This window comes from Tissierellales bacterium, from assembly GCA_025210965.1.
Lineage (GTDB): Bacteria > Bacillota > Clostridia > Tissierellales > JAOAQY01 > JAOAQY01.
Genome location: JAOAQY010000103.1, coordinates 20,338 through 45,691 on the forward strand (window position 1 = coordinate 20,338; position 25,354 = coordinate 45,691).

23 protein-coding genes are annotated in these 25,354 nt (G+C 31.3%); 7 read left to right on the plus strand and 16 right to left on the minus strand.

The features are described 5' to 3' along the window. Positions 1 to 3: 3 nt before the first annotated feature. The 4 genes from N4A40_08160 to N4A40_08175 are packed head-to-tail and all read right to left on the minus strand — an operon-like array spanning position 4 to position 4,726. Entirely contained in the window at positions 4 to 303 is a 300-nt protein-coding gene (locus N4A40_08160; protein MCT4661817.1) for an Hpt domain-containing protein, read from the minus strand. Between the two features lie 2 nt (positions 304 to 305). Further along, on the minus strand, positions 306 to 1,415 hold the full coding sequence (locus N4A40_08165; GenBank protein MCT4661818.1) for a glycosyltransferase family 2 protein: 1,110 nt from the start codon (positions 1,413 to 1,415) through the stop codon (positions 306 to 308). Between the two features lie 16 nt (positions 1,416 to 1,431). Beyond that, positions 1,432 to 2,352 carry a glycosyltransferase gene (locus tag N4A40_08170; GenBank protein ID MCT4661819.1) on the minus strand — a complete coding sequence of 307 codons (921 nt, stop codon included), beginning with the start codon at positions 2,350 to 2,352 and terminating at the stop codon, positions 1,432 to 1,434. Beyond that, positions 2,306 to 4,726, minus strand: coding sequence for a glycosyltransferase (locus N4A40_08175; protein MCT4661820.1), 2,421 nt, complete (start codon positions 4,724 to 4,726; stop codon positions 2,306 to 2,308). The genes N4A40_08170 and N4A40_08175 overlap by 47 nt, the downstream gene beginning before the upstream one ends. 152 nt (positions 4,727 to 4,878) lie before the next feature. Between N4A40_08175 and N4A40_08180 the strand changes: the two genes are divergently transcribed. After that, positions 4,879 to 5,949, plus strand: a complete 1,071-nt coding sequence (locus N4A40_08180) for a sugar phosphate nucleotidyltransferase (GenBank protein MCT4661821.1) — start codon at positions 4,879 to 4,881, stop codon at positions 5,947 to 5,949. On the opposite strand, the gene N4A40_08185 is transcribed toward N4A40_08180, so the two are convergent. The 4 genes from N4A40_08185 to N4A40_08200 all read right to left on the minus strand — a co-directional run bounded on the left by N4A40_08185 (position 5,941) and on the right by N4A40_08200 (position 11,579). After that, positions 5,941 to 7,473 carry a glycosyltransferase family 4 protein gene (locus N4A40_08185; GenBank protein ID MCT4661822.1) on the minus strand — a complete coding sequence of 511 codons (1,533 nt, stop codon included), beginning with the start codon at positions 7,471 to 7,473 and terminating at the stop codon, positions 5,941 to 5,943. The two genes, N4A40_08180 and N4A40_08185, sit on opposite strands and share 9 nt — an antisense overlap. A gap of 50 nt (positions 7,474 to 7,523) precedes the next feature. Beyond that, positions 7,524 to 9,242 carry a phospho-sugar mutase gene (locus tag N4A40_08190; GenBank protein ID MCT4661823.1) on the minus strand — a complete coding sequence of 573 codons (1,719 nt, stop codon included), beginning with the start codon at positions 9,240 to 9,242 and terminating at the stop codon, positions 7,524 to 7,526. Between the two features lie 159 nt (positions 9,243 to 9,401). Continuing rightward, the gene (locus tag N4A40_08195; protein MCT4661824.1) at positions 9,402 to 10,742 is read right to left on the minus strand and encodes an alpha-amylase family glycosyl hydrolase; all 1,341 of its coding nucleotides are present in this window, start codon (positions 10,740 to 10,742) and stop codon (positions 9,402 to 9,404) included. Between the two features lie 12 nt (positions 10,743 to 10,754). Beyond that, positions 10,755 to 11,579: an undecaprenyl-diphosphate phosphatase gene (locus N4A40_08200; protein MCT4661825.1), complete on the minus strand. Its 825-nt coding sequence runs from the start codon at positions 11,577 to 11,579 to the stop codon at positions 10,755 to 10,757. Positions 11,580 to 11,820: 241 nt separating this feature from the next. Here N4A40_08200 and N4A40_08205 point away from each other — a divergent pair, with 241 nt between their 5' ends. Genes N4A40_08205 through N4A40_08215 form a run of 3 tightly spaced genes read left to right on the plus strand, consistent with a single transcriptional unit; the run spans position 11,821 to position 13,683 of the window. After that, a complete protein-coding gene (locus tag N4A40_08205) occupies positions 11,821 to 12,531 on the plus strand; it encodes an AzlC family ABC transporter permease (GenBank protein MCT4661826.1) in 711 nt (236 codons plus the stop codon). Beyond that, positions 12,521 to 12,844 carry an AzlD domain-containing protein gene (locus N4A40_08210; GenBank protein ID MCT4661827.1) on the plus strand — a complete coding sequence of 108 codons (324 nt, stop codon included), beginning with the start codon at positions 12,521 to 12,523 and terminating at the stop codon, positions 12,842 to 12,844. Before N4A40_08205 ends, N4A40_08210 begins: the two co-directional genes overlap by 11 nt. A gap of 32 nt (positions 12,845 to 12,876) precedes the next feature. After that, a complete protein-coding gene (locus N4A40_08215; GenBank protein ID MCT4661828.1) occupies positions 12,877 to 13,683 on the plus strand; it encodes a hypothetical protein in 807 nt (268 codons plus the stop codon). A 45-nt stretch (positions 13,684 to 13,728) separates the two neighbouring features. Here N4A40_08215 and feoB read toward each other — a convergent pair whose 3' ends face one another. The 4 genes from feoB to N4A40_08235 form a co-directional block, all read right to left on the minus strand. After that, on the minus strand, positions 13,729 to 15,768 hold the full coding sequence (feoB, locus tag N4A40_08220; GenBank protein MCT4661829.1) for a ferrous iron transport protein B: 2,040 nt from the start codon (positions 15,766 to 15,768) through the stop codon (positions 13,729 to 13,731). Between the two features lie 74 nt (positions 15,769 to 15,842). Continuing rightward, positions 15,843 to 16,577 carry a TIGR03915 family putative DNA repair protein gene (locus N4A40_08225; GenBank protein MCT4661830.1) on the minus strand — a complete coding sequence of 245 codons (735 nt, stop codon included), beginning with the start codon at positions 16,575 to 16,577 and terminating at the stop codon, positions 15,843 to 15,845. 5 nt (positions 16,578 to 16,582) lie between these two features. Continuing rightward, entirely contained in the window at positions 16,583 to 18,619 is a 2,037-nt protein-coding gene (locus tag N4A40_08230; protein MCT4661831.1) for a putative DNA modification/repair radical SAM protein, read from the minus strand. A 101-nt stretch (positions 18,620 to 18,720) separates the two neighbouring features. Continuing rightward, complete coding sequence (locus N4A40_08235; GenBank protein ID MCT4661832.1) at positions 18,721 to 18,888, minus strand: rubredoxin; 168 nt, start codon at positions 18,886 to 18,888, stop codon at positions 18,721 to 18,723. Positions 18,889 to 19,212: 324 nt separating this feature from the next. On the opposite strand from N4A40_08235, the gene N4A40_08240 reads away from it, so the two are divergent. After that, the gene (locus N4A40_08240; protein ID MCT4661833.1) at positions 19,213 to 19,908 is read left to right on the plus strand and encodes an RNA pseudouridine synthase; all 696 of its coding nucleotides are present in this window, start codon (positions 19,213 to 19,215) and stop codon (positions 19,906 to 19,908) included. Here N4A40_08240 and N4A40_08245 read toward each other — a convergent pair. After that, positions 19,905 to 20,432, minus strand: coding sequence for a biotin transporter BioY (locus N4A40_08245; GenBank protein ID MCT4661834.1), 528 nt, complete (start codon positions 20,430 to 20,432; stop codon positions 19,905 to 19,907). The two genes, N4A40_08240 and N4A40_08245, sit on opposite strands and share 4 nt — an antisense overlap. Before the next feature lie 264 nt (positions 20,433 to 20,696). On the opposite strand from N4A40_08245, the gene N4A40_08250 reads away from it, so the two are divergent. Continuing rightward, positions 20,697 to 21,167, plus strand: coding sequence for a hypothetical protein (locus N4A40_08250; GenBank protein ID MCT4661835.1), 471 nt, complete (start codon positions 20,697 to 20,699; stop codon positions 21,165 to 21,167). Positions 21,168 to 21,355: 188 nt separating this feature from the next. Here N4A40_08250 and N4A40_08255 read toward each other — a convergent pair whose 3' ends face one another. The 3 genes from N4A40_08255 to N4A40_08265 form a co-directional block, all read right to left on the minus strand. Continuing rightward, entirely contained in the window at positions 21,356 to 21,730 is a 375-nt protein-coding gene (locus tag N4A40_08255) for a hypothetical protein (protein ID MCT4661836.1), read from the minus strand. 125 nt (positions 21,731 to 21,855) lie between these two features. After that, positions 21,856 to 22,254, minus strand: coding sequence for a GNAT family N-acetyltransferase (locus tag N4A40_08260; protein ID MCT4661837.1), 399 nt, complete (start codon positions 22,252 to 22,254; stop codon positions 21,856 to 21,858). A 148-nt stretch (positions 22,255 to 22,402) separates the two neighbouring features. Continuing rightward, the gene (locus tag N4A40_08265; protein ID MCT4661838.1) at positions 22,403 to 23,275 is read right to left on the minus strand and encodes a DegV family protein; all 873 of its coding nucleotides are present in this window, start codon (positions 23,273 to 23,275) and stop codon (positions 22,403 to 22,405) included. A gap of 247 nt (positions 23,276 to 23,522) precedes the next feature. On the opposite strand from N4A40_08265, the gene typA reads away from it, so the two are divergent. After that, the gene (gene typA / locus N4A40_08270; protein ID MCT4661839.1) at positions 23,523 to 25,334 is read left to right on the plus strand and encodes a translational GTPase TypA; all 1,812 of its coding nucleotides are present in this window, start codon (positions 23,523 to 23,525) and stop codon (positions 25,332 to 25,334) included. Positions 25,335 to 25,354: the final 20 nt, after the last annotated feature.

Consider the following 25,354-nt stretch of genomic DNA (forward strand, 5'->3'; position numbering starts at 1 on the left):
CTCCTAGTTCTCAATAAATTCTATATCGATATTTTCTATATAATTTTCAATATCACTAGCTATTTCCTTGATTTTCAAATCATTTTTTACACTAACAACTTCTTCTAGCTTCTTTCCTAAATCACCAATTACATCGAAACCGTAATTATAACCTACGCCCTTTATGCTATGTCCAAGTTTTCTCATTTCTTCATAGTCTCTTTTCTCTAATAATTTTCTTAAATACACACAATCTTTTCTTCGATTTTCGAGAAATGTTGGTATAAGTTCTTCAAAATCAATATCAATTTTCACCTTATTCACATTTATCCCCCCAACGATATTTTTATAATCGACTTTATAAAATTTACAGAATCTCTAATTATTTCAACATGAGAGCCTTCCTGTTCTTCAAATTTAACTGGAATTTGAAGAACTCTAAACTTTTTCTTTTTAACTATATTCATTATTTTCAAATCGATAGCTAGTCCATAATCAATACTCAAATCTGACAATATGGCATCTACTACTGTCAATTTCATAGCTTTTAAACCTGTTTGTGAATCCGTTATACCATGCGGAACAAATGGTTTTATCAATACTCTTTTCGCAAAACTCATTATTTTTCTTATCAGCGGTCTATTTGGATCAGACTTGTCTTTAGTCCCTATAACCATGTCATAGTAGCCTTGATTCAATATATTTATCATTTTTCCAATATCCTCTATGCTAAAAGAGTTATCTGCATCAACATATACTAAGATATCAGAATCTATAGTAGTAAATGCATCTATATAAGTCCCCGCCTTTTTAGTATTTACGCTCAATTGCCTAAATTTAAACATTTCCTTGTACATGATCCATTCTTCACTATCTAATTCCTCTTCCAAAAAATTTTCTACCAGCTTTGAAGTATTATCTTTGCTACCATCATTCAACAAATAAATTGATAAATTACAATATCCATTCATTTGCATTTTCCTAAGTTCTTTAAAAAAAACTTTAACCAGCTCTAGTCTCAACTCCTCATTGTATAGCGGCATTACTATAGCTATTTCCTCTCTTTCAGATGGCATCTCTGGATATAACAACGAATGCAATTTACGCTGTATTAGTCTTTGAGTTTTTTTGTGATAATATACAATTTCACATCGTCCATACCCTCCGAATTCAGAAACAATCTTTTGAGTAAAATCATATTCTCTCTGGCTCAGTACTAGTAATATTGGCATCTCCGGACTGGTCTTTCTTACATACCTAATACATTCTAATCTTTCTTTTGCATCCTGAATATCAACAACTATAGAATCAAATCTTTCTATTTCATTCTCAATTTTCAAAATATCAGCATGCTTTGAAAATCTATAAAGATTGAGTACTTCATCATAGTTTATTCGTCTATTTGAATTTGATACAACAAGTATATTTTTGCGCATAGTCCTCTCCTATTTCTTATGCCGTCTTTTTCTTTTCATTGCTAGTATTTAACGCTCTTGTCTTTAAAAGCGCTATAACCGCAGTAATTGTCAACAAAATATACATCCAAATCATTCCTAAAAATAAAAGTGGATGTCTTAAATATTTTTTTAGATTGTCCTTTCTGTACAAAACTGGTCTAAAAAAATACCATCTCTTAAATGCCTTTTTGTCGCCACTTTCTTCGGCCTTCAATGTCTTATTCATCTGTTTAAAATAATAATATTTCTTCTTCAAAATTGAATGAAGTGTGACGTGTTTTTCGTCATGAAACAGTCCAGTGCCTATAAGTCTCATTACTTTTCCACCTTTTTCTCTGTACCTTATAGTTGGCTGTATTTCCTCAAATGCAATTTGATTTGGATCAATTCCACCTGAAATATCATACGCAGCTCTACTCCAAAATCTTGCCGCTTCTATTGAACTCTCATCTAAAGTTTCACCAGCATCATTCAAAACTTGTCTCTCAAATATTTTTACTTTTGTATAAAAATTATTGGAGTTTGAATAAGGTATTTCAGGTACTACAAAAGACTCGATCTTGTTTTCTACAGATCGCCTTATAGCAGTAGAGATCAGGTCTTCTTTTAATTTCATATCTGAATCAATAATAACTAAATAATCAAATTTCCCTTCATAGGCTTTCTTAAACGCATATGCTCTAGCTATACCTCGTTCCCCATGCTCTATTCTATGAAGCTCAACAGATTTTTCCTCTCTATATGTCGATTCAATTTCTTCAAAACTCCCATTGTCAGAACCATCGTCAACTACCACAATTCTTATATCTATGCCTACTATGTTTTTTTGATTCAGACACGAATTTATAGCAAGCTTTGCATGACTAGCATCATTGTACATGCTCATTATTACGACTGCTGATTTTGTTTGTCTCACGGTCTCCTTCCTCCCTCACAAATCGAATCATATTTTCAAATTCACGCGCTGTATTATCCCAATTGAATTTACTAGCAAAATCGTATGATTCCGACCTTCTTTTGACATATGTTTCTCTATTCTCAATAGAAAATTCCATTATTCTCTTTATTTCTTCAGATGTATTTATACTAGTTATATAACCTGCCTTTCCTCTATTCACAGCATCTCTAAGTCCTGGTGAATCATAAACAATACTTGGTGTTCCAACTGCAGCAGCTTCCGTTACAGTAAGCCCCCACCCCTCTCTTAGTGATGGAAAAACTAAAGCATGAGCTCTACTCATAAGCTCTAATTTTTTCTCATCTGTGACAAATCCCCAAAATATAACGTCTGCACCCTCTTCTTCATCTCCAAATGTCAATTGATACTTGTTCATTATCGGCTTTAATTCCTCTGATACATATTTTTCTTTTTTCTTACCAACTACCCAAAATTTCATATCTTTTCTTGTTGCCTTAAGCTTTCCAAATGCTTCTATAGCATCGTTAATCCCCTTATAAGCAGCAAATCTGCCTACATATATAAATGTTGGATTCTTTTCTTTTTCTTTGAATTCTTCTTTCGCCCACGGCTTGAAATCAATTCCTTCTGGAAGTATTTTTATCAGATTGTTTTTAAATCCCAGTCTAAGCAAATCATCTTTAGTAGACTCTGAAACCGTCATAGTATAATTTTTTCTATATATTTTTGTCATCCAATTTTCTAAGTAATATCCAATATAGCTCATGGGAAACTTCATATGTCTAAACCAAATTTCTCTAGTAAATTGATGTATGAAAAATATTCTCTTTTCTCTATTCACCCAAAACGGTGTAAAAAATCTATGAGTATTGGCTTGATCGACTACAAACTCTATGTTTTCTCTATTTTTTTTATAATACTTGTGCGCATGATAGATAACACTAAATGGACCACCTTTTCTAATATAGAGTACATTGTCTATTTCTTCTTTAGGCTTTGCCCCTTCAAATAAAGGTGAAAAATGTACAAATTTGACTCCATCTATACTTGTTCTTTTAAGCATTTCATGAGTAAATACCTCTGCCCCTCCTTTTTTAGGTGCTTTTATATCCCTCCAAGATAAAAACAATACAATTCTCTCTTTACTATTTCCCATAACATCCTCCTTTTTCAAAAACTTAATTATAAGTGCTATGAACAAATACAAATATGCTACGCCTTGTACAACTATTATTTCATTAATATTTTCATGCTTAATTAACATTCCTAAGGTTAAAATTAGACCTGTAATTAACAAATCGTTTAAATATTTCTTGTGATCTAAAACCATCTCCACCACTAATAAGAAATAAGCATTCATTAAAATCACATTCGCAATTGCATCTTTGAATACATAATCAACTGCACTACTATACTCATTGCTAAATACAACAACTACAAACCAAGGTGTGAAATAATACACTAAAATTAATCCAATTACAGATAGTATTAAAAACATTAATATAAATTTTTTAACAATTCTTCTAAAAATCTCTGTATTATCTTTTTCTCTAGATATAAATGGCAATATTACAGTAATTAGACTAAATCCTATTTTAATTGACAGCTGACTGATTTTTGTTGTTATCCCGTAAATCCCTGACAAACTAACTAAATAATAGTTAACTATTATCATTCCCAGTGAAGTAAAGTAATAAAGATAAAAATTTGCTATAAAAATTTTTGCTATTTTTCCGATTTCATCCTTATACAAATTTCTCCTATAATAATCTTTTTTTATACTTCCTTCTTTTAAAAACCGCCTGCCATACAAAAAGCTAAATATCATGCCACACAATATAGCAATCAATGCCATATTATAATGTCTATAAACTTTCATCCCTATATATGTAAGCATTAACCTAATTGTCACTTCTATGTAAAAACTCATGTTGAGATGTAAGAATTTCTTTTTCCCTTGCATAACCCCACGTTCTATACTCGTCATTAAATTGAATGCAAATATTAATCCAACTATAATAATTGCAATATAATCACTTCTAAGCAAGTTTTTTATCCAAATCCCTGCAATAACTAATGTAATTAATGCTAGCAACGATATTTTCTCACCAAGTTTTATAGTTGATTGTAATTTTTCACTTTCATAATTTTTAGTAGCAACTTTATCTGCAACATAAATCTGAAAAGATATTCCAAAAACCATCAGTATTGCCAAAAATGCTAATAATGCACTAAGCACACCATAGTCTTCACTAAATAAATACCAGCTTAGAAATATATGTATCAAATAATTGATTACATTTAGAGAAACATCTAAAAACGGAAACAACAATGCCTGTCTTTTTAAAATAAATTTTTTTAAATTTTCCATCACCCTTCCTCCTCAAGAACACTATACCCATATTTGACATTATTTCAACAGTTTTAATATGTCATTGTTCAACAATCTTTACACTGTCTTTACATTCACCATTAATTCCTTTACCAAAATAAATTAGAATATCAAAAAAGGAGGTATTATATATGAAAAATTTAAAAAGAATAGGCCTTATAATGGCTGGTGGAAATGGTACCCGCTTCTGGCCTTCTAGTAGACAGACTTTTCCAAAACAATTTTTAAAGCTAACTCACGGAGACACACTTTTAAACGAAACTCTATATAGAGTAAATAAAATAATAGATTGGGATGATTTATATATAGTTGCAAATATAAATCATAAAGACTTACTTAAAGAGACGTTACCTTCCGATTTTAGATTAGAAAACATAATATACGAACCTCTTTCAAGAAATACAGCACCATGTATAATTTATTCAGCATTTCATTTAAGAAAAATATATGAAAATGCGATAATGTGTGTATTTCCAGCTGATCACCATATAATGGACAATCAAAGTTTTTCTCAGACTTTGATAAAGGGGATATGCCAAGCTGAACAAAGCAATCACTTCGTAACACTTGGCATAACACCTAGTTTCCCTGCCACTGGATATGGATATATGGATGCTAACGTTTCAGAAAACAAACCCATATACTCTGTAAATAAATTTGTCGAAAAACCAGATTCTGAAACTGCAAAAATATATTTTGACTCTCCAAATTATTTTTGGAATAGCGGTATTTTCATATGGTCTATTGATACAATATTAAAAGCCGCTGAAAGAGAAACTCCACTCATCTATTCAGCGACTAATAAACTTTTTAATTCATTTCCATTTGATTATGATTCATTAAAAGAAACTTACTCTAATTTCCAAAAAATATCAATTGACTATGCAATATTAGAAAAAGATTTTCCAATAGATATGGTTCCATTAGAAGCTTCTTGGAGCGATGTAGGTTCTTGGGATGCCATATATGATCTTAATTCTCGTGATAATTTAGGAAATGTTTCAGATAAAAATACAATTTCTATTGATAGCAAAAATAACCTAATTATGAGTTCCAAAAAAGTTGTAGCAGCCATTGATGTCAATGATTTAATATTGGTCGAAACTAATGATGCCATACTTCTATGCTCTAACAAGTCAGCTCAAAGAGTTAAAGAAATAGTTGATATATTAAAGAAAGATGGTAAGGAACATCTAGTTTAATCTCTGATATAAACTAATTATATTTTGAGCAGTCTGACTCCATGAGAAGTTTTCTTCACAAATTGTTCGCAATTCACTTTTTAATTCAAATCGCCACTTTTCATCAGACTGCTCATATGCATCCAACACAATCAAAATTTTATCTAACAAATCCATGACAAAATCTTCACTTAATTTAAGTCTCTTTACAGCTTTCAATTCAGTTCTACTTTCATAAGCTGATTGATACACATCTATAACACTGCTAAAACCTGAATGATCAGCTTGAATTGGCAATATTCCACTAGCTAAAGCTTCTATACCCACCAAACCAAAAGCTTCGGGATATATTGATGGTGCAATAGCAATATCTGCGCACGATAAAATTGGCGCCAATTTTTCATGCGGTAAAAAATCTAGCAACAAAATTTGATTCTTTATATTTCCCTTGCACAATCCAATATATGATTTTCTCCACTCGTCATTTGATATTAATTTTCTAAATCCCTTCAAAGTATATAGTGTAGTCTCTTCCACATTATCTTGATATTTTTGTGGATTATCTATTAACTCAATTAAGTATTTTTCATCCCCTTGATTCATAGCATCAATGAGTTTTTCCATATAATTCTTTGCACTTCCAAAACCGACAAGTATCAATTTAGCATCGGGATGAAATTTGTTAACTATAGGTTGTGTGAGTATCAAATACTGCATTCCTTTAGTCCATAAATATTTACCATAATACATAATTGTATTATCATTTTTCCAATCTATTTTATTTTTCAAACTATCCAATGCATTTTTTCCGTCGCCATTTTGAATATAATTTTCTATAAAATACATTTTTTCATTTTCTTCTTTTAGAGGCTTAAATAAATTTAAATCAACCCCACCAGAGATTATCTCTGTATTGATTTCACCTTTGAACTCTCTAAAATATCTCAAAAAATCTTTTTCCGAACTCGTTGTTAAAAAAATTATTCCATTAGAAGCCTTTATTGATTCTATCGCTAATTTTTTCAAATAATCACTTTTCCTTACAGAGAAATTAAATGCACTTCCATGGACTATTATAAAATGTTTTATGCTACCCTGAACCGCTCTAGATACACAAGTCGGTTGTAATATTAAATGATTGCTGATTACAACATCAGGTTTATCCTCATTTAAAATATATCTTATCGCACTAACATTTTTCCCGATGTAATCTTCTATATTATTTTTCCCCCATTTAACAACATCTTTGGCTTCAAATTTTTCATAATAATCCTCAACATATACAGGCAAATATTTCCCTATTTTAGGTAGATATACTTTACAACTTCCATTATATTTTGTCTGCTTCCATACACTCTCCATGACGTCTCCATCATTACTAAATGTCACTACTTGATTTACAAAATCATAATCACTAGCGCTATGGTCTTGACAGCATAGTAAAACATCATTGCCTAAATCACAAAAAGCTCTTGCTAAATTTTGAACATAAAGATTACTACCCGTTCCACTTAACAAGTAGCCATGAACAATCAATATCTTCAAGTCCTATCCCTCCAATGTGTATCTATATTTAAAATCAAACTCAAACAAATTTATCCTAAAACGGAATTTATAAAAGCATTGCACTTAGTCTTCAATGCTTCTAATTTCTTCTCACTTGCAATTTCATCGTTTTCACAAACACCTATATATATTTTTAGTTTTGGCTCTGTACCTGAAGGTCTAAGTGCAAACCATGAATTATCCTTTAAATTAAATTTCAACACATTCGATTTAGGTAAATTCAAATATTCTACATTTCCTTTCTCATATAATTTTTTACCAATTTCATAGTCTTCAATATAATTTATATCTTTCCATTTGACTATTTTTTCTGGTTTATTTCTAATTTCATCTAGTATAAATTTTATCTTTTCAGACCCTTCTTTTCCCTCTAACTTAAATGAAATTAGTTCCTCTTTGTAATATCCATAATGTTCATATAAACTTTGTAGTTTTTCATATGGAGTATACCCCATCTTCTTATAATTGCTTGCCATTTCTGAAAATAGTATAGCCGATTGAATCGCATCTTTATCTCTAACAAAATCTCCTATTAAATAGCCATAACTTTCTTCATATCCAAATAAAAACTTTCGATTTCCATTAGATTCATACTCTGCAATTTTTTCTCCAATATATTTAAATCCTGTAAGTGTAGAATCTGTCTCAATACCATGACTTCTTCCAATTGCAGCTCCAAAATCAGATGTCACTATTGTATTTATTATTCTAAAATCAGAATCTAATTTATTTTCTTTATCCCTCTCCGCTATTATATAATCTATCAATAATGCTCCAACTTGGTTTCCTGTTAGTAATTTGTAATCTCCTAATTTGTTCAGCACTGCTATTCCCATCCTATCTGCATCTGGATCAGTAGCTATTACCAAGTCAGCCTTAACTTTTGTCGCTAATTTTAAAGCTAAATTAAATGCCTCTTTATTTTCTGGATTTGGTAAATCCACTGTGCTAAAATTTCCATCTGGTATTATCTGATTTGGCTCAAAATAAACATCTTTATAATCAAATGTTTCAAATGACCTTCTCATGGGTTCATAACCAGCTCCGTGAAGAGGAGTATATACTATTTTTATTTTTTCTAGATTATTTCTATTTTCTGTAGTCAATGCCTCGATTCTTTCTATGTACTTCCTATCTATTTCATTCCCTATTAGTTTTACTCTGCCCAGTTTTACCAATTCTTCAATTGGCAAACATTCAATTGAAAAAGAATCCTCTATTGAAATTATGTTGTCTATGATTGGTTTTATTTGACTTGGCACTAGTTGACAACCTTTTGAATCATATAACTTATATCCATTGTACTTTGGAGGATTGTGGCTTGCCGTAATTACTATTCCCATAAATGCATTTAGCTCCCTAACTGCAAAAGATAATTCTGGAGTTGGCCTAAGTTCTTCAAACAAGTAAACATTTATACCTCGTGTTGCTAGAACAGCACCTGCTATTTGAGCAAATTTTTTGGAATTCAATCTACAATCATATGCTATTGCAACACCTCTATCCATTGCAGCCTCTCCTTGCGATTCAATCCATTTACTAACTCCTTTGGTTGCTTTTCTTATCGTGTATGTATTTATTCTATTCGTACCAGCTCCCATTATTCCTCTCATGCCACCAGTTCCAAAACTTATTTCTCTATAGAACGCATCTTCAATTTGTTTTTCATCCATATTATTTAGCTCTTCTTTTAGCTCACACTCAAGTTCGTCATATTCAAGCCATTTTTCATAATTTTTATTGTTCATACCAACTCACTCCAATCTATTTTTATTTACACAATCACTTTATACCCATCAATTTTTAATATTTCTATTTTATTTACAATTCATCATTCAATACTACTTTCTATATTAAATAAAAAAATTGCCCCAAAATAGATTTGCTAATCTACTTTGAGGCAATTACTAATTTTCATATATTTTAAATTCCCATGGACCTAATTCCATTTCATTGTTTTTGCCAAAAGTTTTGTGCTCATCGCTAAAAACATCTTTAACATCATAGTCTACATCAATTTTTTCTAGTTCAAATATTTTTGTTGTAGCACTAAAGTTTCCAATAAAAATAACTCTGTCATCTCCACTATACCTTTCAAAAGCTATTATCGGTCTAGAACTTGCTTTCAATAATTTTAGTTTACCGCCACCTTTACCATGCCACAACGCTTTATTATCATTTTTCAAATGAATTAATTTTTTGTGAAATTCAAACATATCATTTGAATAGTCCCATTCAATATTATCTTTCTCAAAAAACTTCAATCTCTTATCTAGACCTATTTCTTGTCCTGAGTATACAAGTGGCATCCCCGGTATGGTAAATGTGTATGCAATCATAAGCTTCTTCGAATCCCCAAACCTCTCATCTACACTTCCATGCCAAGTATTTTCATCATGATTTGTAACAAAATTGAGAGGGAAATCTCCATTTTTATATCTTGACTCACTATTTTTAAGAGACATCCTCATCTGACTTGAATTTATAGTGTTTTTAGCAGCTTTTTGCATATCATTTAATAATGCCCAATTATAATTTGAATCAAATGCCTTATCCAACAACTCTTGTTTTGAACCATCTTCCGCTAACAAAAATATATCTCTGTCATTATTTTCAATCTCCACACTCAATTCTTCCCAAAAGCTAGTTGGTACGCTCCAAGCGGCATCGCATCTAAATCCATCAATACCAACTTCATCTATCCAATATTTCATATCTTCTATCATAGCTTTTTTCATATCATCATTTCTAAAATCCAAATCCGCTACATCTGTCCAATCTGTGCCCTCTGGACTTATTATCTTACCATTTTTTGATAAATACCAATCTGGATGTAGTTCTATCCAAGGATGATCCCAACCAGTGTGACCAGCCACCCAATCTAATATTACATCGAATCCATTTTCGTGGCATATATTAACCAAATTTATAAACTCATCTATTGTTCCAAATTCAGAATTTATCTCCCTATAGTTGCTTACCGCATACACCGAACCTAATTCTCCCTTACGCTTTGTTTCTGAAACAGGGTGCACTGGCATAAACCAAAGTGTTTTGATTCCCAATTCTTTTATTCTTGGTAGTTTTTCTAAAAATGCAGCTATAGTACCTTCTTCTGTATACTGTCTTAAATTCACTTCATAAAGCGTTGCTGATGAGTCCCATGAATTTTTTTTATCATTTCTGCATCCAACTTGAATAAGAGTAGCTATTATCAAAAATACAATAAATATTTTCCGTCCTTTCAATAAATTCTCCTCCTAATTTAATAAGAAATATCCAAGTACAATTACACCCAATACAATTCTGTACCAGCCAAACACCTTAAAATCATGTTTTTTAATATATCCCATTAAAAACTTAATAGCTAATATAGATACTATAAATGCTACTATCATACCCAATACCAATATTATTATCTCATTTGTTGTAAAGATCAAACCAAATTTAATTAATTTAACTAAACTTGCACCAAACATAACTGGTATTGCCAAAAAGAAAGTAAATTCAGCTGCAATAACTCTACTAGAGCCAAGTAACATCGCACCAATAATAGTTGCTCCCGAACGTGATGTCCCAGGTATCAATGCTAAAAGCTGAAATACACCTATTGCTAAAGCTAATTTATAACTTATCTCATTTAAGTTATCGACTCTAGGAGTAATATCTTTATTTCTCTTCTCAAGCCATATGAATACAATTCCATAAAATATCAGCATAATACTTACAGTTTGATAGTTGTAAAAAAGCTCATCAAGAATGTCATCAAAGGCTAAACCTATAACTGCTGCTGGTAAACATGCCACAACTATTTTGAACCATAAATTCATGGTTTCTTTTTTTATAAATTGTTCTTCTTTTTTAAATGAAAATGGAAAAAGTTTTCCAAAATACAACACTACAACTGCTAATATTGCTCCCAATTGTATAACTACAAAAAACATCTCTCTAAACTCATCCGTTATATTCATGTGCATAAATTCATTTACTAAAATCATATGACCAGTACTACTAATTGGTAACCACTCTGTTATTCCTTCTACAATCCCCAATATTATTACCTTAATTAATTCAATCCACTCCATGATGTCCTCCATATCTAAATTTATTATTCAAAAACCCATATTACATTATATCAGTTTTCAATCAAAACTCTAGCCTCTATAGCATTTTAATAAGAATTTCACATGAAATCAATCGTATAATCTTTCAATCACTTATAAAACTCTTACGAATTTGTAATCCCAAAAGTATTGACCATTTAATTAGTGACTACTATAATAACTATTATATAGTAGTTACTAATGTGGTCACTAGGAGGTTATTATGTCAAAATATACTTGTAACGAGATTAAAGATGGTTGGATTAGTAGTGTCCCTTTAATTCTCGGATTCATACCAGTCGCTATGACTTTTGGAATTCTTGCAAAAAATGCTGATTTTAGTATATGGACTTGTCTTGGTTTTTCAATGTTTGTATATGCTGGAGCTAGCCAATTCATAGCACTAAATCTACTACTACTAGACGCTGGTTTTAGTGAAATAATTTTAACAACTTTGCTTGTGAATTTTCGTCACTTTCTAATGAGTGCTTCACTTGCTCCTCAATTACCAAATCAAACTAAAAAATGGAGCCCTTTAATTGCATTTGGAATAACAGATGAAATTTTTTCTGTAGCTTCATTTAGAAAGAAACAACTATCAGCAGCATACATGATTACTCTCGAAGGAGTTGGTTATTTAGCATGGGTTTTTGGTACATTTTTGGGATTTGTTTTGGGAAGTGTTCTTCCCGCAGTATTACAAGATAGTATGGGAATAGCTCTTTATGCAATGTTCGTTGCCATATTGATTCCTGAAGTAAAACGCTCATCTAAAGCATTTGTTTTAGCAATTTTATCTGGACTAATAAATATTGTTTGTACATATGCTTTTCATCTACCACAAGGTTGGAGCATTATTTTATCGGTTCTAATAGCATCATTATTTGGTACTTATTGGTCTACTAAAGGAGGTGTAGTAAAATATGAGTCATGATAATTTATTTTTTCTAATATTGGGTATGACTGCCGTTACTTATATCCCTAGACTCTTACCTTTCTTTATAATAAGAAATCAAAAGTTATCTGATAGATTAGAAACTTTTTTAAATTATATCCCCTACACAGCTCTTGGTGCTTTAATTTTTCCTGGAGTGTTTTCTGCTACACCTAGCTTTCCACCTGCCGCAATCTGTGGTTTAGGTTTCGCTATTTTCTGTAGCTGGAAAAAAGATAATTTGATTTTAACTGTACTCGGTTCAATAGTTGTTTGCTTTTTAGTTATCTTTGGTCATCAGATAATGGTATAATAATTGATATACTTTGTTTTAAGGAGGATATCATGCCAAATACCCATTTAATTATTGAAAATATGAAACAGCTAGGTTTAAGCGAATATGAAGCAAAAGCTTATCTAAATCTTTTAGAAAACTATCCTGTCAATGGATATTCTCTAAGTAAGAAATCTGGCATTCCAAGGTCTAGGATTTATGAGATTTTGGAATCTTTGAAAACCAAACAAATAGTATTTGAAGAACTTGGTGAAAAATCCAAAATGTATTATCCTCTTGATCCAAAATTATTAGTGAATAGATTGAAGCAGGATTTCAACACCATATTAAACCAAGTTGATTCTTATACTCAAAAAGTTTATGATAAAACAGTCACTGATAATAAATTGGTTGTTATAAAGGGACGCTCCCCTATAATAGAATTTTTGACTACTTTAATTTTGAATTCTAAAAAACGAATAGCTATCTCAATGTGGGAAGAAGAAGTTCTAGCACTTTGCCCAGCTCTTGATGATGCTAAATCTAGAGGAGTTGTTCTTCGCGGTATTTATTTTGGTAAAAATAATCCCTATGATGAAGTAATAACTCATAGGCGACTTGATAGGTACTTTTTAGAAAAAAACGAACGTTATATGACTATAATAATAGATGATATTCATGTTGTTTCTGGAATAGTCTCTAGGGGCGAAAATAGCCAAGTTACATGGACTAAAGATCCTGGCTTTGTAGCAATAAGTGAAGACTACATAGCCCATGATCTTATGGTTAATCTATATGCCTTACAATTAAGTGAAGTAGAACAGAAACATTATGAAGATTATCTAGACAAGATTAGAGAAGATTATTTTGAATTATAGATTAATTAGAAAAAACTGGCTTAAAAATTAAGCCAGTTTTTTTATTTAATATTTTTGTATCTTCTTTTTACTATAGTACAATATCAAAACTATCAATATTATTAAAAAACTAACAGCCAGATATGAAATCATGATGCCAAACATATTTGCTAAATTGTAAACTACAAAACTAAAAAACCAAGCAACAGCAATTTGATATACCATGATTATTGCAGTCCACTTCCACGAATTCATCTCTTTTTTTATAACTCCTAATGTGGCGATACATGGAGTGTATAAAAGCGCAAATATCATAAATGAGTATCCACTAGCTGGTGTAAATGCACCACCTATAGCCGTAGCAGCTGCACTTAAGGATTCTCCTGCACCATAAAAAATATTCATGTTAGAAACAACTATCTCCTTTGCTACAAGACCTGTAATCAGAGATAGTGAAGCCTGCCAATTACCAAATCCAAGTGGCTTAAAAAATGGCGATATAAACACTCCTAAGTGATATCCGATACTCTCTGTAATTTCAGACATTCCTGAAATATTGAAATTAAGTATAAACCATACTATGACCGATGCTGCAAAAATAACCGTTCCTGCCTTTGTTACGTATTCCTTAATTCTTTCTAGCACCGAAACACCCGTTCCTTTGAACGTAGGCATTCTGTAATCAGGTAGTTCCATTATATAAGGCATGTCGTCACCTTTAAACAAGCTTAATTTTAGTATCATTCCCATCAAAATTGCTACCAATATTCCAAATATATACAGTGAAAACGTAACTAATGTCTCGTATCCTTCAAAAAATATAGATGAAAATAGTACGTATATTGGCATTCTTGCTCCACAAGACATAAATGGAATTATAAATATAGCTGTTTTTCTATCTGCATCATCTTCCATTATCCTAGTCGCCATAATTGCCGGCACACTACATCCAAATCCCATTATAAGTGGAATAAACGCCTTACCACTAAGACCTATTTTCTGCATATAATAATCCATTAAAAATGCTGCCCTAGTCATATATCCACTTTCCTCTAATAGTGACAATGCCAAAAATAAAATCATTATGTTGGGTAAGAACGTAAGTATACCTCCAACTCCATTTATTACACCATCTACAATTAGCGATACAAACCAAGGTGGCATAGCTTCTAAAGCAACTCGAACCCAATCTCCAAACTGTTCAATCCCTAACTCAAGTGGACCCTTTAACCAATCTCCTAATGTAAATGTAAGGGCAAAAACCAGATACATCATTACCCCAAATATAAAAAGACCAATTTTCGGATGTGTTACATATTTGTCTACTGTATCTGCTATAGAATCACTTTCTAGACCAGCTTCTATTACTATGTCTTGTTTCAGTTCTTCTATTTTTTGAAATCTAGCACTTTTTATAAGCGAAGGATTTTTCTCTACTTTTACATTATAATAACCTAAGTGATTTAATGTCCCGTCATCTGATTCTAATGCCTTTATGCTAAGCCATCGTTTATATTTCTTGTTAGTTTCTTTTTCAAATAAACTCTCTGACTCTAGTATTATACTTTCAATTTCATCTGAATATTTAATAATATTTGGCTTTGATTCAGTTTCAAGTGCTTTCGATACTTCATCAAAAACATCTGAAATTCCATGCCCTTTACTTGCAGATATTGGGATTACTTCGATACCCAAAATGGTTTTCATTTTTTCAATGTCAACTTTAAGGCCTCTCTTTTCAGCAATATCCATCATGTTTAGTACACAAATAACTTTCACATTCATTTCAATCAATTGCAATGTTAAATTCAAACTTCGCTCTAAGTTTGACACATCCAATATATTGATTACAATATCTGCTTTGTGGTCTATTATAAAATTACTCGTTATTGTCTCTTCAAGTGAATAGGGTACCATACTATATGTTCCAGGCAAATCTATGATTTTTATATCTTTTTTATCATAGTTAGCCATACCCTCTTTTCTTTCAACTGTTACTCCTGGCCAATTTCCAACCGTGTGTCTTGAACCTGTTAATTCATTAAATAATGTTGTCTTTCCGCAATTTGGGTTCCCCAATAATGCTACACTATATTCTTTTCGCAACGTCAGTGCCCCCTTCTATTTTCTGACGTTCTTAGTATATCATACGGTACGCTAATTGCAAAGAATAATCATTACTATCTCATCTCGACAAGATTTTTCCAATATTTCTTTGGCATATATCCTTGCTGACACTTTTCATTTTTTCTATTCTCTATTGCTATTTCTTTAAAATACATTTTCCAAAGTTTTTCATATGTTCCGTTATCCTGTTCATCATACTTAAAATAATTTTCATCTAATCCATCAACTATTTTTACTTCTTTTTTATAACCTACCAACGCTTTTTTTCGCTTTGAATCAACTATAACCCATTTTTCATTTGGTAATCTCTCTTTAAAGTGTTCTGCTATCAATATCAATATATCGTAATCGGGCTCTATTTTAGACACCAAATATCCCTCTATATCTTTAAATCTTACAAATCCTTTAAATCTCATTGATTCAAACGCTACACGTCTAGCTGCTTGATTCACTTTTAGTATATGTTTGTTTTTAAGGTCATGTTCTATCTGATACCCTCTTTTTAGAGCCTCTCTTAAATAATTTATTATGGACAGATCTACACCTTCTACTTCCGACAAATAAGCTCTATATGCTTGTTGTAATATATGTTTAGAACTCTTCTGACCAATTTTCATGCAAACTTTTTCATATATTTCAAAATCTGTATTTATAATTTCATCTTCAAATATTAATCCCTGAGTAGCCTGATTTTCTTTACAAACCCATTCAGGAATTCCTCTATAATATGATTGATATAAAATAGTCATCAAACCTTCAAAACTTCCATCATAAATATACCTTTTCATAACATTTAGCTCCTCCTATCTATTTGATCAAAAAAATTCAATTGTTGAAATTTCATATAAGTTTGCTTATCCACAAGGTTCATTCGAATCCATTCTCTTTGCATTTTATAATCCCCCAAAAATTTCCCCTTACAAGTTATAAAATACTTAGCTCTTTTCAAAACCACATGCATTCGCTTTAAATCATCATAATCTAAGTAATGAACTCGTCTCGATTTTATAATTTTCAGAGCTGATTTCGGACCTATTCCCGGTATCTTTAAAAGAATTTCATAAGATGCTTGATTTATTTCAATAGGAAATTTATCCAAGTGATTGAGAGCCCAATTTGCTTTTGGATCAATCTCTAAATCCAAATTTGGACTGGATTCTGTCAATATTTCATTTGCCTTAAATCCATAAAATCTAAGTAACCAATCCGCTTGATACAATCTATGCTCCCTTAAAAGTGGTGGGCCTCCTAAAGCTGGTAGCAATGGATCTTTATTAATCGGCATATAAGCAGAATAATACACTCTTTTGAGATTTTCCGTTTTATAAAGATTCTCTGAAAGCGAAACTATATGTCTATCCGATTCTAAACTTGCTCCTACTATCATCTGTGTACTTTGTCCTCCAGGTACAAACCTAGGTGTCGACTTATATTTTTTTCTTTCAATTCCATTTTGAACCAATGCCTTTCCAATCCACTGCATAGGTTGTATTAATTCTCGCATTTCCTTTTGAGGTGCCAGCAAATTCAAACTCTCTTGCGAAGGTAATTCTATATTTGAGCTCATTCTATCTGCTAAAAAACCAGCTCTCCTAATTAACTCTACTTTTGCTCCTGGTATAGCTTTTATATGTATATATCCATTGAAATTTTCAATTTTTCTAAGTCTTTCAACCACAGAAACCATTCTCTCCATTGTATAATCTGGTGATACCTCCACACCAGAACTCAGAAATAAACCCTCTATATAGTTTCTTTTGTAAAAATTCATAGTCAATTTAACTATTTCATCAACTTCAAAACTAGCTCTAGCAGTTTCATTCGACGCTCTATTTACACAATACTTGCAATCGTATATGCATTTATTACTGAGAAGAATCTTCAAAAGAGAAATGCATCTACCATCTGCAGCAAAAGAATGGCAAATGCCATGTGAAACCGCATTTCCCAAACCTCCATCATTTTTCCTATTTGATCCACTAGAAGAGCAAGAAACATCGTATTTTGCCGCATTTGCCAAAATTTTTAATTTATCAAAAATATCCATAGTCACCCCCGAACGTTTGTTCTTTATTTTTATATTATCATATCGAACAAATGTTTGCAAGAAAAAAACAACTTCACAATATGAAGTTGTTTTGATTGCTATAGGTTCTTTTTTTAGTTTGTCTAATTCTATATTTGTAATATGTCCATTTTTCGCCATGAGCTCTAATACCTTGTTCCTTCTTTTGATAGCTAATTTATAATTTTTAATTGGATTATATCTATTAGGACTTTTAGGTAGTCCGGCCAAAATTGCACATTCTGATATATTTAATTCACTTAGATTTTTTCCGAAGTATTTAATTGCTGCATTTTTTATCCCCGTCGCTCCATTTCCGTAATATATAACATTACTATACATTTCTAATATGTCTTCTTTTGTATAGTTTAGTTCTAACCTCACTGATATAAGAACCTCTTTCAATTTTCTTTCTATTTTCTTTTGCGGATTCAAAAATAGATTTTTAGAAAGCTGTTGAGTGATGGTACTTCCTCCTAGCACAAATTTCTTCTTTTTTATATCTACATAAATTGCATTTCCTATAGCTATAGGATCAAATCCTGGATGATACCAAAATCTCTTATCCTCAGCAGATGTGATTGCTTGTACAAACCTTTCAGGAAGTTCTTCATAGCTAGCATATTCTTTTACTTCTTCTTTTATTTGATATTTTAAATTCTGATTTATATCGTAAACATCTTTCTCATTCAATAAATAATCAGGACAAGCTACGATTGCTACAAGTATGCTCACAATAAAAAATCTAAGTAGTTTGTATCGCATGACTTTCGCCTCACTTTCTACTTAGATTTTATAAAATTAACTATTTAACTGCCATCTTTTCACATAACAATTCTATCTTTATAACTTACATTATTGTAACTCTACTTTTTAACCATTTCTACAAACGCCATTTTAGGCTGATTGCAAGTCGGACATTTCCAATCATCTGGTAAATCTTCAAACGATGTCCCCTCTGGAATATCTCCTATTCTATCTCCTCGTTCTGGTCTGTAGATATATCCACACACAGTACACTTGTATTTATCCACTTTTACCACCTCTTTCTGGAACTTTAAATATTTCTTTTCGTCTAATATAATATAGAATTTGATTTGAAACCCTCTCGGTTATATACCCTTTTCAAATTTATTTAATCGTGTTTCGAATCAAATTCTTATTAGTTTTAATAATCAAAACCTAGAAACATTCATCATCTAACCATTGTATAAAGAGATAGTTTTTCAAAACAATTCGGATAAAAAGTGTTATAATATAGCTAGGAAATATTATAACACTACAATTTAAAATACATAAGAAATTTAAGTGTTAAGTAGTTCAAAATAGTTATTAATTATATGAAAAGGAGCACTTTAATGCAAATACCAATTATTTACGAAGATAAACATATTGTTATCGTCAATAAACCCATAAATATGCCCACACAATCTGATCCTAGTGGGGATGTTGACTTATTCTCTGCACTAAAAAAACAATATTCTAAAAATCAATACATAGGGCTGCATCATAGACTTGATCGTCCTGTTGGCGGTTGTGTTTTATTTACAAAAACGAAAGAAGTCAATAAGAGTATCGCAAAACAAATACAAAATCACAGCATTCGGAAATATTATCTTTGTATAGTTTGTGGGTGCCCAGATGAATCTAAGGGCAGTATAAAACAATACCTTAAAAAATTAAATACTAAAAATAAGAGTACAATCACCACTGAATCAGACACACAAGGTAAACTTGCTATGTTAGATTATGAAGTTATTGAAACTATTTCAACTAGCTCCTATGGCACATTGTCACTTCTAAAAATCCATTTAAAAACTGGTCGCCATCATCAAATTAGAGTTCAGCTATCTAGCGTGAATCTTCCAATTTTAGGCGATAATAAATATAATTCTATTTTAAAAACCCAAAATACTATTTGTCTTTTTTCACATGCGCTGTCTGTATACCATCCATTCAAAAAAGACTTTATAAGTGCCAAGACTATACCAGATACATTAGCTACTCCTTGGAACTTATTTTCTGATAGTTTAAAAAAACAGATTGACTCCTAAATAGAGCCAATCTGTTTTTCTATTCTATTTACTATGATTATTGCCACAACTATTTTAGCAATATCACCAATTAAAAATGGATATACTCCAACTAACAAAGCCTTATCTAGAGACATCTTAGCAACAATCATAAGCCCAGCAGCACCCATAGCATATATTATTAGTATTCCACCTATAAAACACGCTATAGCATAATTTAGTATACTCTTATTTAAGTTCTTAATGTGACTTATAGCGACAGCACCTATTAAAAATCCCCATATGTAGCCACCAGTAGGTCCAAATAATATCCCTAATCCACTACTACCATTCGAGTAAACAGGTAATCCTATAGCACCGAGCAATATATATATACCAACTGTTACTCCAGCTTCTTTGGGATTTAACATTAATCCCACAATCATTATAACTAAAGTCTGAGCCGAAATCGGAACCGTTCCAATAGAAAAGCTAATATAACTTGATACACAAATAAGCGCCGCTAATAAAGACATTCTAACCATTGACTTTAACTCAAATTTCATATATTTTCCACCCCCATCAATTAATCTTATATATACTATATAGAACTATCTCCAATTAGTCAACCTTTTATACAAAAGGTGACTCATCTATTAATTTTTATTTACACAAAACTCATATAATCTAGATTATATAAGTTTTACGTATAAAATTTTAATAGTATTCTATAATCTTTTTTAAGTTTAATTCACACTTACAATCTGCTATTGACTTCTCTATAGGTTTAAAATACTATTATATATAACTTTTATTGGAGGTGATGTAATATGATTTGTTTTATAGACGAGCAAAGACTAAAATCAACATATAGTGCTCTTTTCTTCTTCTTATTCTTACTATTTTTGCTTATTGATGGAGTAACTCTTTTACTTCATCCATTTTCGATATATAATAATTCTATTTTGCTTTTCTGTTTGGGACTCACTATAATATCTTTTCTGTTGCATTACTTATCTAAGCAATTCTACTTTAGGATTAAATTGGACGAGTCTGGACTACATTATGATTACAAAATCTTAAATACAAAATGTCAAACAATAGGTTACGATGAAATCGAATCTTATAATTGTGCTACAGCTTCAACTCGTTTTATACACCTTAGTCAAAAAAGAAGTAGCAAGTTATTTATAGTAGATGGAAACGATTTAGTTACTTTGACTTTAAAAAATAATGAAAAAATTTCTCTAAGCACAAAAAATATAGATTTTCTAATAGATACGCTAGAGCATTACCTCTAGCACATTTAGTAAACTCCTCGGCAGTGAATTACCGAGGATTCCCGCTCGGTTTACTAAATTTTTTTATTTGTATCAATTTGTTAGATTTCACAATGAGTTTAGTTAGCATTGAAACTCATTCAAAATCTGATTAATTAGCAAAAATAAAAACTCCTCTTAAGCCGTATAGGTCAAGAGGAGTTTTTTATTTACCTTTTCATCTCATATTTTTCATTCATATCTAATTGTAACTCCTTACAGACATCACTCTCATAGCAATGTTTGTTTAAGTCTAAAACAGTATGAATTCCTTTACTCTGGCAATATTCAACACAATGCTTATAATATGAAACATCATCAATATCTTGCGACCAACAAACTTCAATTTGCTTTTGATTTTTAAGCATGGCTAAATAAACCTTTTCATGCCCTTTAATCAGCACAAGTTCACCATCAATAATTTTTACCTCAATAGAACTTTGATTCTCTATGTTCTCTTTATCGCGGTGATGAATCAATTCTGAATCTACATAAGGCTGAGTCGGTTGCATTTCCTCGAGATACAGTATAAATTCCTTCTTCATTAATAATCACCCTCATCTGTCAATCTAGAAAAAATATTTTAACAAATATTTTTCATCAATATACCTTCCCTATTATACCATATTCGAGTTGTAAACAAAGAAATTTTCAAAATTTAAGGTTAAAATCAATCTAGATTTTTGGAATACATGTAAACACTGTCTTGCCTCTCAAAACCTTTTCTCACCCAATATCGCCTATTTAATGTATCACTACCATCTATTAATACGTGACAATTTTTTATACCTTTTTGCATCAAGCTTTTAACTGCACAATCCAGTAATTTTTCACCTACACCATTTTTTCTATAAGATTCTTCAACCTGTATGTGATGAATGTATCCGTTTAATCCATCATGTCCAGCCAATATTCCAGCTATTGTCTTTTCACCATCTTCAACCAAGAAACTTGTTTCACCATGATTCTTTATATACGTTTCCAGCTCTTCAATAGAATAATTGTCTTTTTCAGTCCAGCCCTCATAAAGTTTTGGCACATCTTTTTCTACTATGTTCCTAAATATCATATTCATCCCTCACTTTATAAAATCTATAATTTCCCAGGAAAACCTTTTCTCTAACTATAGAATCACTTATATAATCAGTTTTGTCAACACTAAGCAATAAATATTTCAAAAAATTAAAAATAGGGACATTTAAAGTCCCTATTTCTAATTATCGTCTTTCTCCCAAAAAAGCTACTGCTAGCATATTTGGACCCACATGAGACGCTATTGTAGCAGATAATTCTGTTATCCATATATTTGCATCCGGACACAATTTTTCTATATGTGCCTTTAATTTTTCAGCCTCTTCTAAACACTGACCATGTCCTACAATAATCTCACTGCTATCATTCAATATCCATTGTTCTCCTGCTTTCTGAGCCAAAAACATAATTGATTTTTTTCGGCCTCTGACATTTGAATGAGCTCCGAGCTTTCCCTCAGAATCAACTGTAAGTATAGGCTTCACATTTAACATAGTTCCAACAGCTGCTTTCGTTCCTGAAATTCTTCCACCTTTTTTCAAATACATTAGGTCATCGACTGCAAACCAGTGCTGTGCGCACATTTTATTTTTATTCATCCATTCAATTATTTCTTCAAATGAAGCTCCACATTCAATTAATCTAACTGCTTCACGTACTAATAGTCCTTCTCCTATTGACGCCGCTTTTGTATCTACTATTTCTATTTTTGCATTCGGATTTTTCTCCATAATATTTTGCTTGGCCATAAAAGCATTTTGACATGTTCCACTAAGTCCTGACGAGAATCCTAGATAAATAACGTTTTCTCCATCTTCTAATAATTCTTCAAATTTTTTTTCAAATCTATAAGTGTTTATTTGAGCTGTATTTGGAAACTCTCCATTTCTTAAATCATCAAAAAAAGTATCATTTGAATAGTTCTTTCCAAATTCATCTAAAAATTCTATTGATTTAATTTCAACAGGCATCCCAATTAATTCTAAATGCTTTCGATGTTCTTTATAATATTTTTGGGACAAATCACTACATGAATCTATGACAAGTCTCGTTTTCATAAATTTACCCAACCTCTCTAAACTTTATTTCAGACTTTAATTTTATATTGCAATTCTTAAAATCTCCTTAATATTAGCCTATTACTATTGTAAATAAGTTTTGTACAATTTTCTATTGCAAACATAAAAATTTATTTTTTTTCCATCTTTAATATTTTTTCGTTGCTTTATTTTCAAAAAATGTGTATAATAACGAGGTTATGATTTTTATGTAGATGAGCGTGAATAATTAGAAAGAAGGTAGTTTATGAACCGTAAAGATATTATTAATTTAGCCGTAATCGCCCATGTCGATGCCGGTAAATCAACACTTGTAGATGCTTTACTATCTCAGAGTGGAGTATTTAGAGAAAATGAAGCTGTTGTAGATTGTATTATGGATAGCAATGATTTAGAGCGTGAAAGAGGAATTACAATTTACTCAAAAAACTGTGCAATTGAGCACAACGGTATGAAAATCAATATAGTTGATACTCCAGGACATGCCGACTTCTCATCAGAAGTTGAGCGTATTATGAAAACTGTTGATACTGCTATTTTGTTAGTTGACTCAAGTGAAGGACCAATGCCTCAAACTAGATTTGTTTTGGAGAAATCACTTGAAAAAGGATTAAAACCAATTTTATTTATTAATAAGATAGATAAAAAAGATCAAAGAGCTGAAGAAGTTGTTGATATGGTTTTTGATTTATTTGTTGACTTAAATGCTACAGATGAACAATTAGAATTCCCTATTGTTTATGGTATAGCAAAAGAAGGTATAGCAAAAGTTAGTTTGGACGATGATAGTACAGATTTATCTCCATTATTTGATATAATAAAAGATCACGTTGAAACTTATCCAAATAGAGACGCAGAACCTGCTCAGTTACAGATATCTGCTCTTGGTTATGACGACTACATCGGACGTTTGGGAATTGGTCGTGTAAATCGTGGTGTATTGAAGAAAAATCAAACAGTTACTATTTGTAAACGTGACGGTAGCACTGCTTCTGGTAGAATACTTAAGATATTCGTTAACGAAGGCTTAAATAGAATTGAAGTTGATGAAGCTCAAAGTGGTGAAATTGTAACAATTGCAGGGATTAGCGATATTTCTATTGGTGAAACACTTTGTGATCCTTCAAATGTTGAAGCCCTTGAGATGATTGAAATAGAAGAGCCAACTCTTGCTATGAACTTCTACGTTAATGATTCACCATTCTGTGGACAAAGTGGTAAGTTCTTGACATCTAGACATATTTTAGATCGTTTAGATCGTGAGCTTGAAACAAATGTTGGTCTAAAAGTTGAAATTCTTCCAGGAAATGAAGGTTTCAAAGTTTCTGGTCGTGGTGAACTTCATTTATCTATATTGCTTGAAAATATGAGACGTGAAGGTTATGAAATCAGTGTTTCAAAACCAGAGGTATTGATGAAAAAAGTTGATGGCAAACTACATGAGCCTTATGAAAAAGTTATAGCAACTATGCCAGATGAATATTCAGGTGGAATAATAGCTGCACTTAATCAGAGAAAAGGTATAATGGAAGGTTTGAGCTCAGATGTTGGTTATACTAAAGTAACTTACTTAGTTCCAACACGTGGATTATTGGGATATAGAAGTGAATTTATAAATGAAACTAGAGGTGAAGGTACTCTTGTTCGTTCATTCGATTCATTCAAACCACATTGTGGAGATTTACCAGGTAGATTGAGAGGAGTATTGATTTCTCAACAAGCAGGTGCTTCAATGGCTTATTCTCTTTATAACTTAAGTGAACGTGCTACTATGCTTATAAATCCTGCTGTAGATGTTTACGAAGGAATGATAGTCGGTATAAATAGTCGTAAAGAAGATATGGTTGTTAATGTTTGTAAAAATAAGAAACTTACAAATGTTCGTGCTTCTGGATCTGATGATGCTATCAAATTAAATGGTGCTAAAGAATTCACTTTAGAGGAAGCTCTTGAATTCATAGAGTGGGATGAACTTGTAGAAATCACTCCTGATTCTTTAAGAATTAGAAAGAGAATCTTGAATGAAAAAGACAGAGTAAAAGCTTATAAAAATAGATAATAAAAAGAGATGCCATTCGG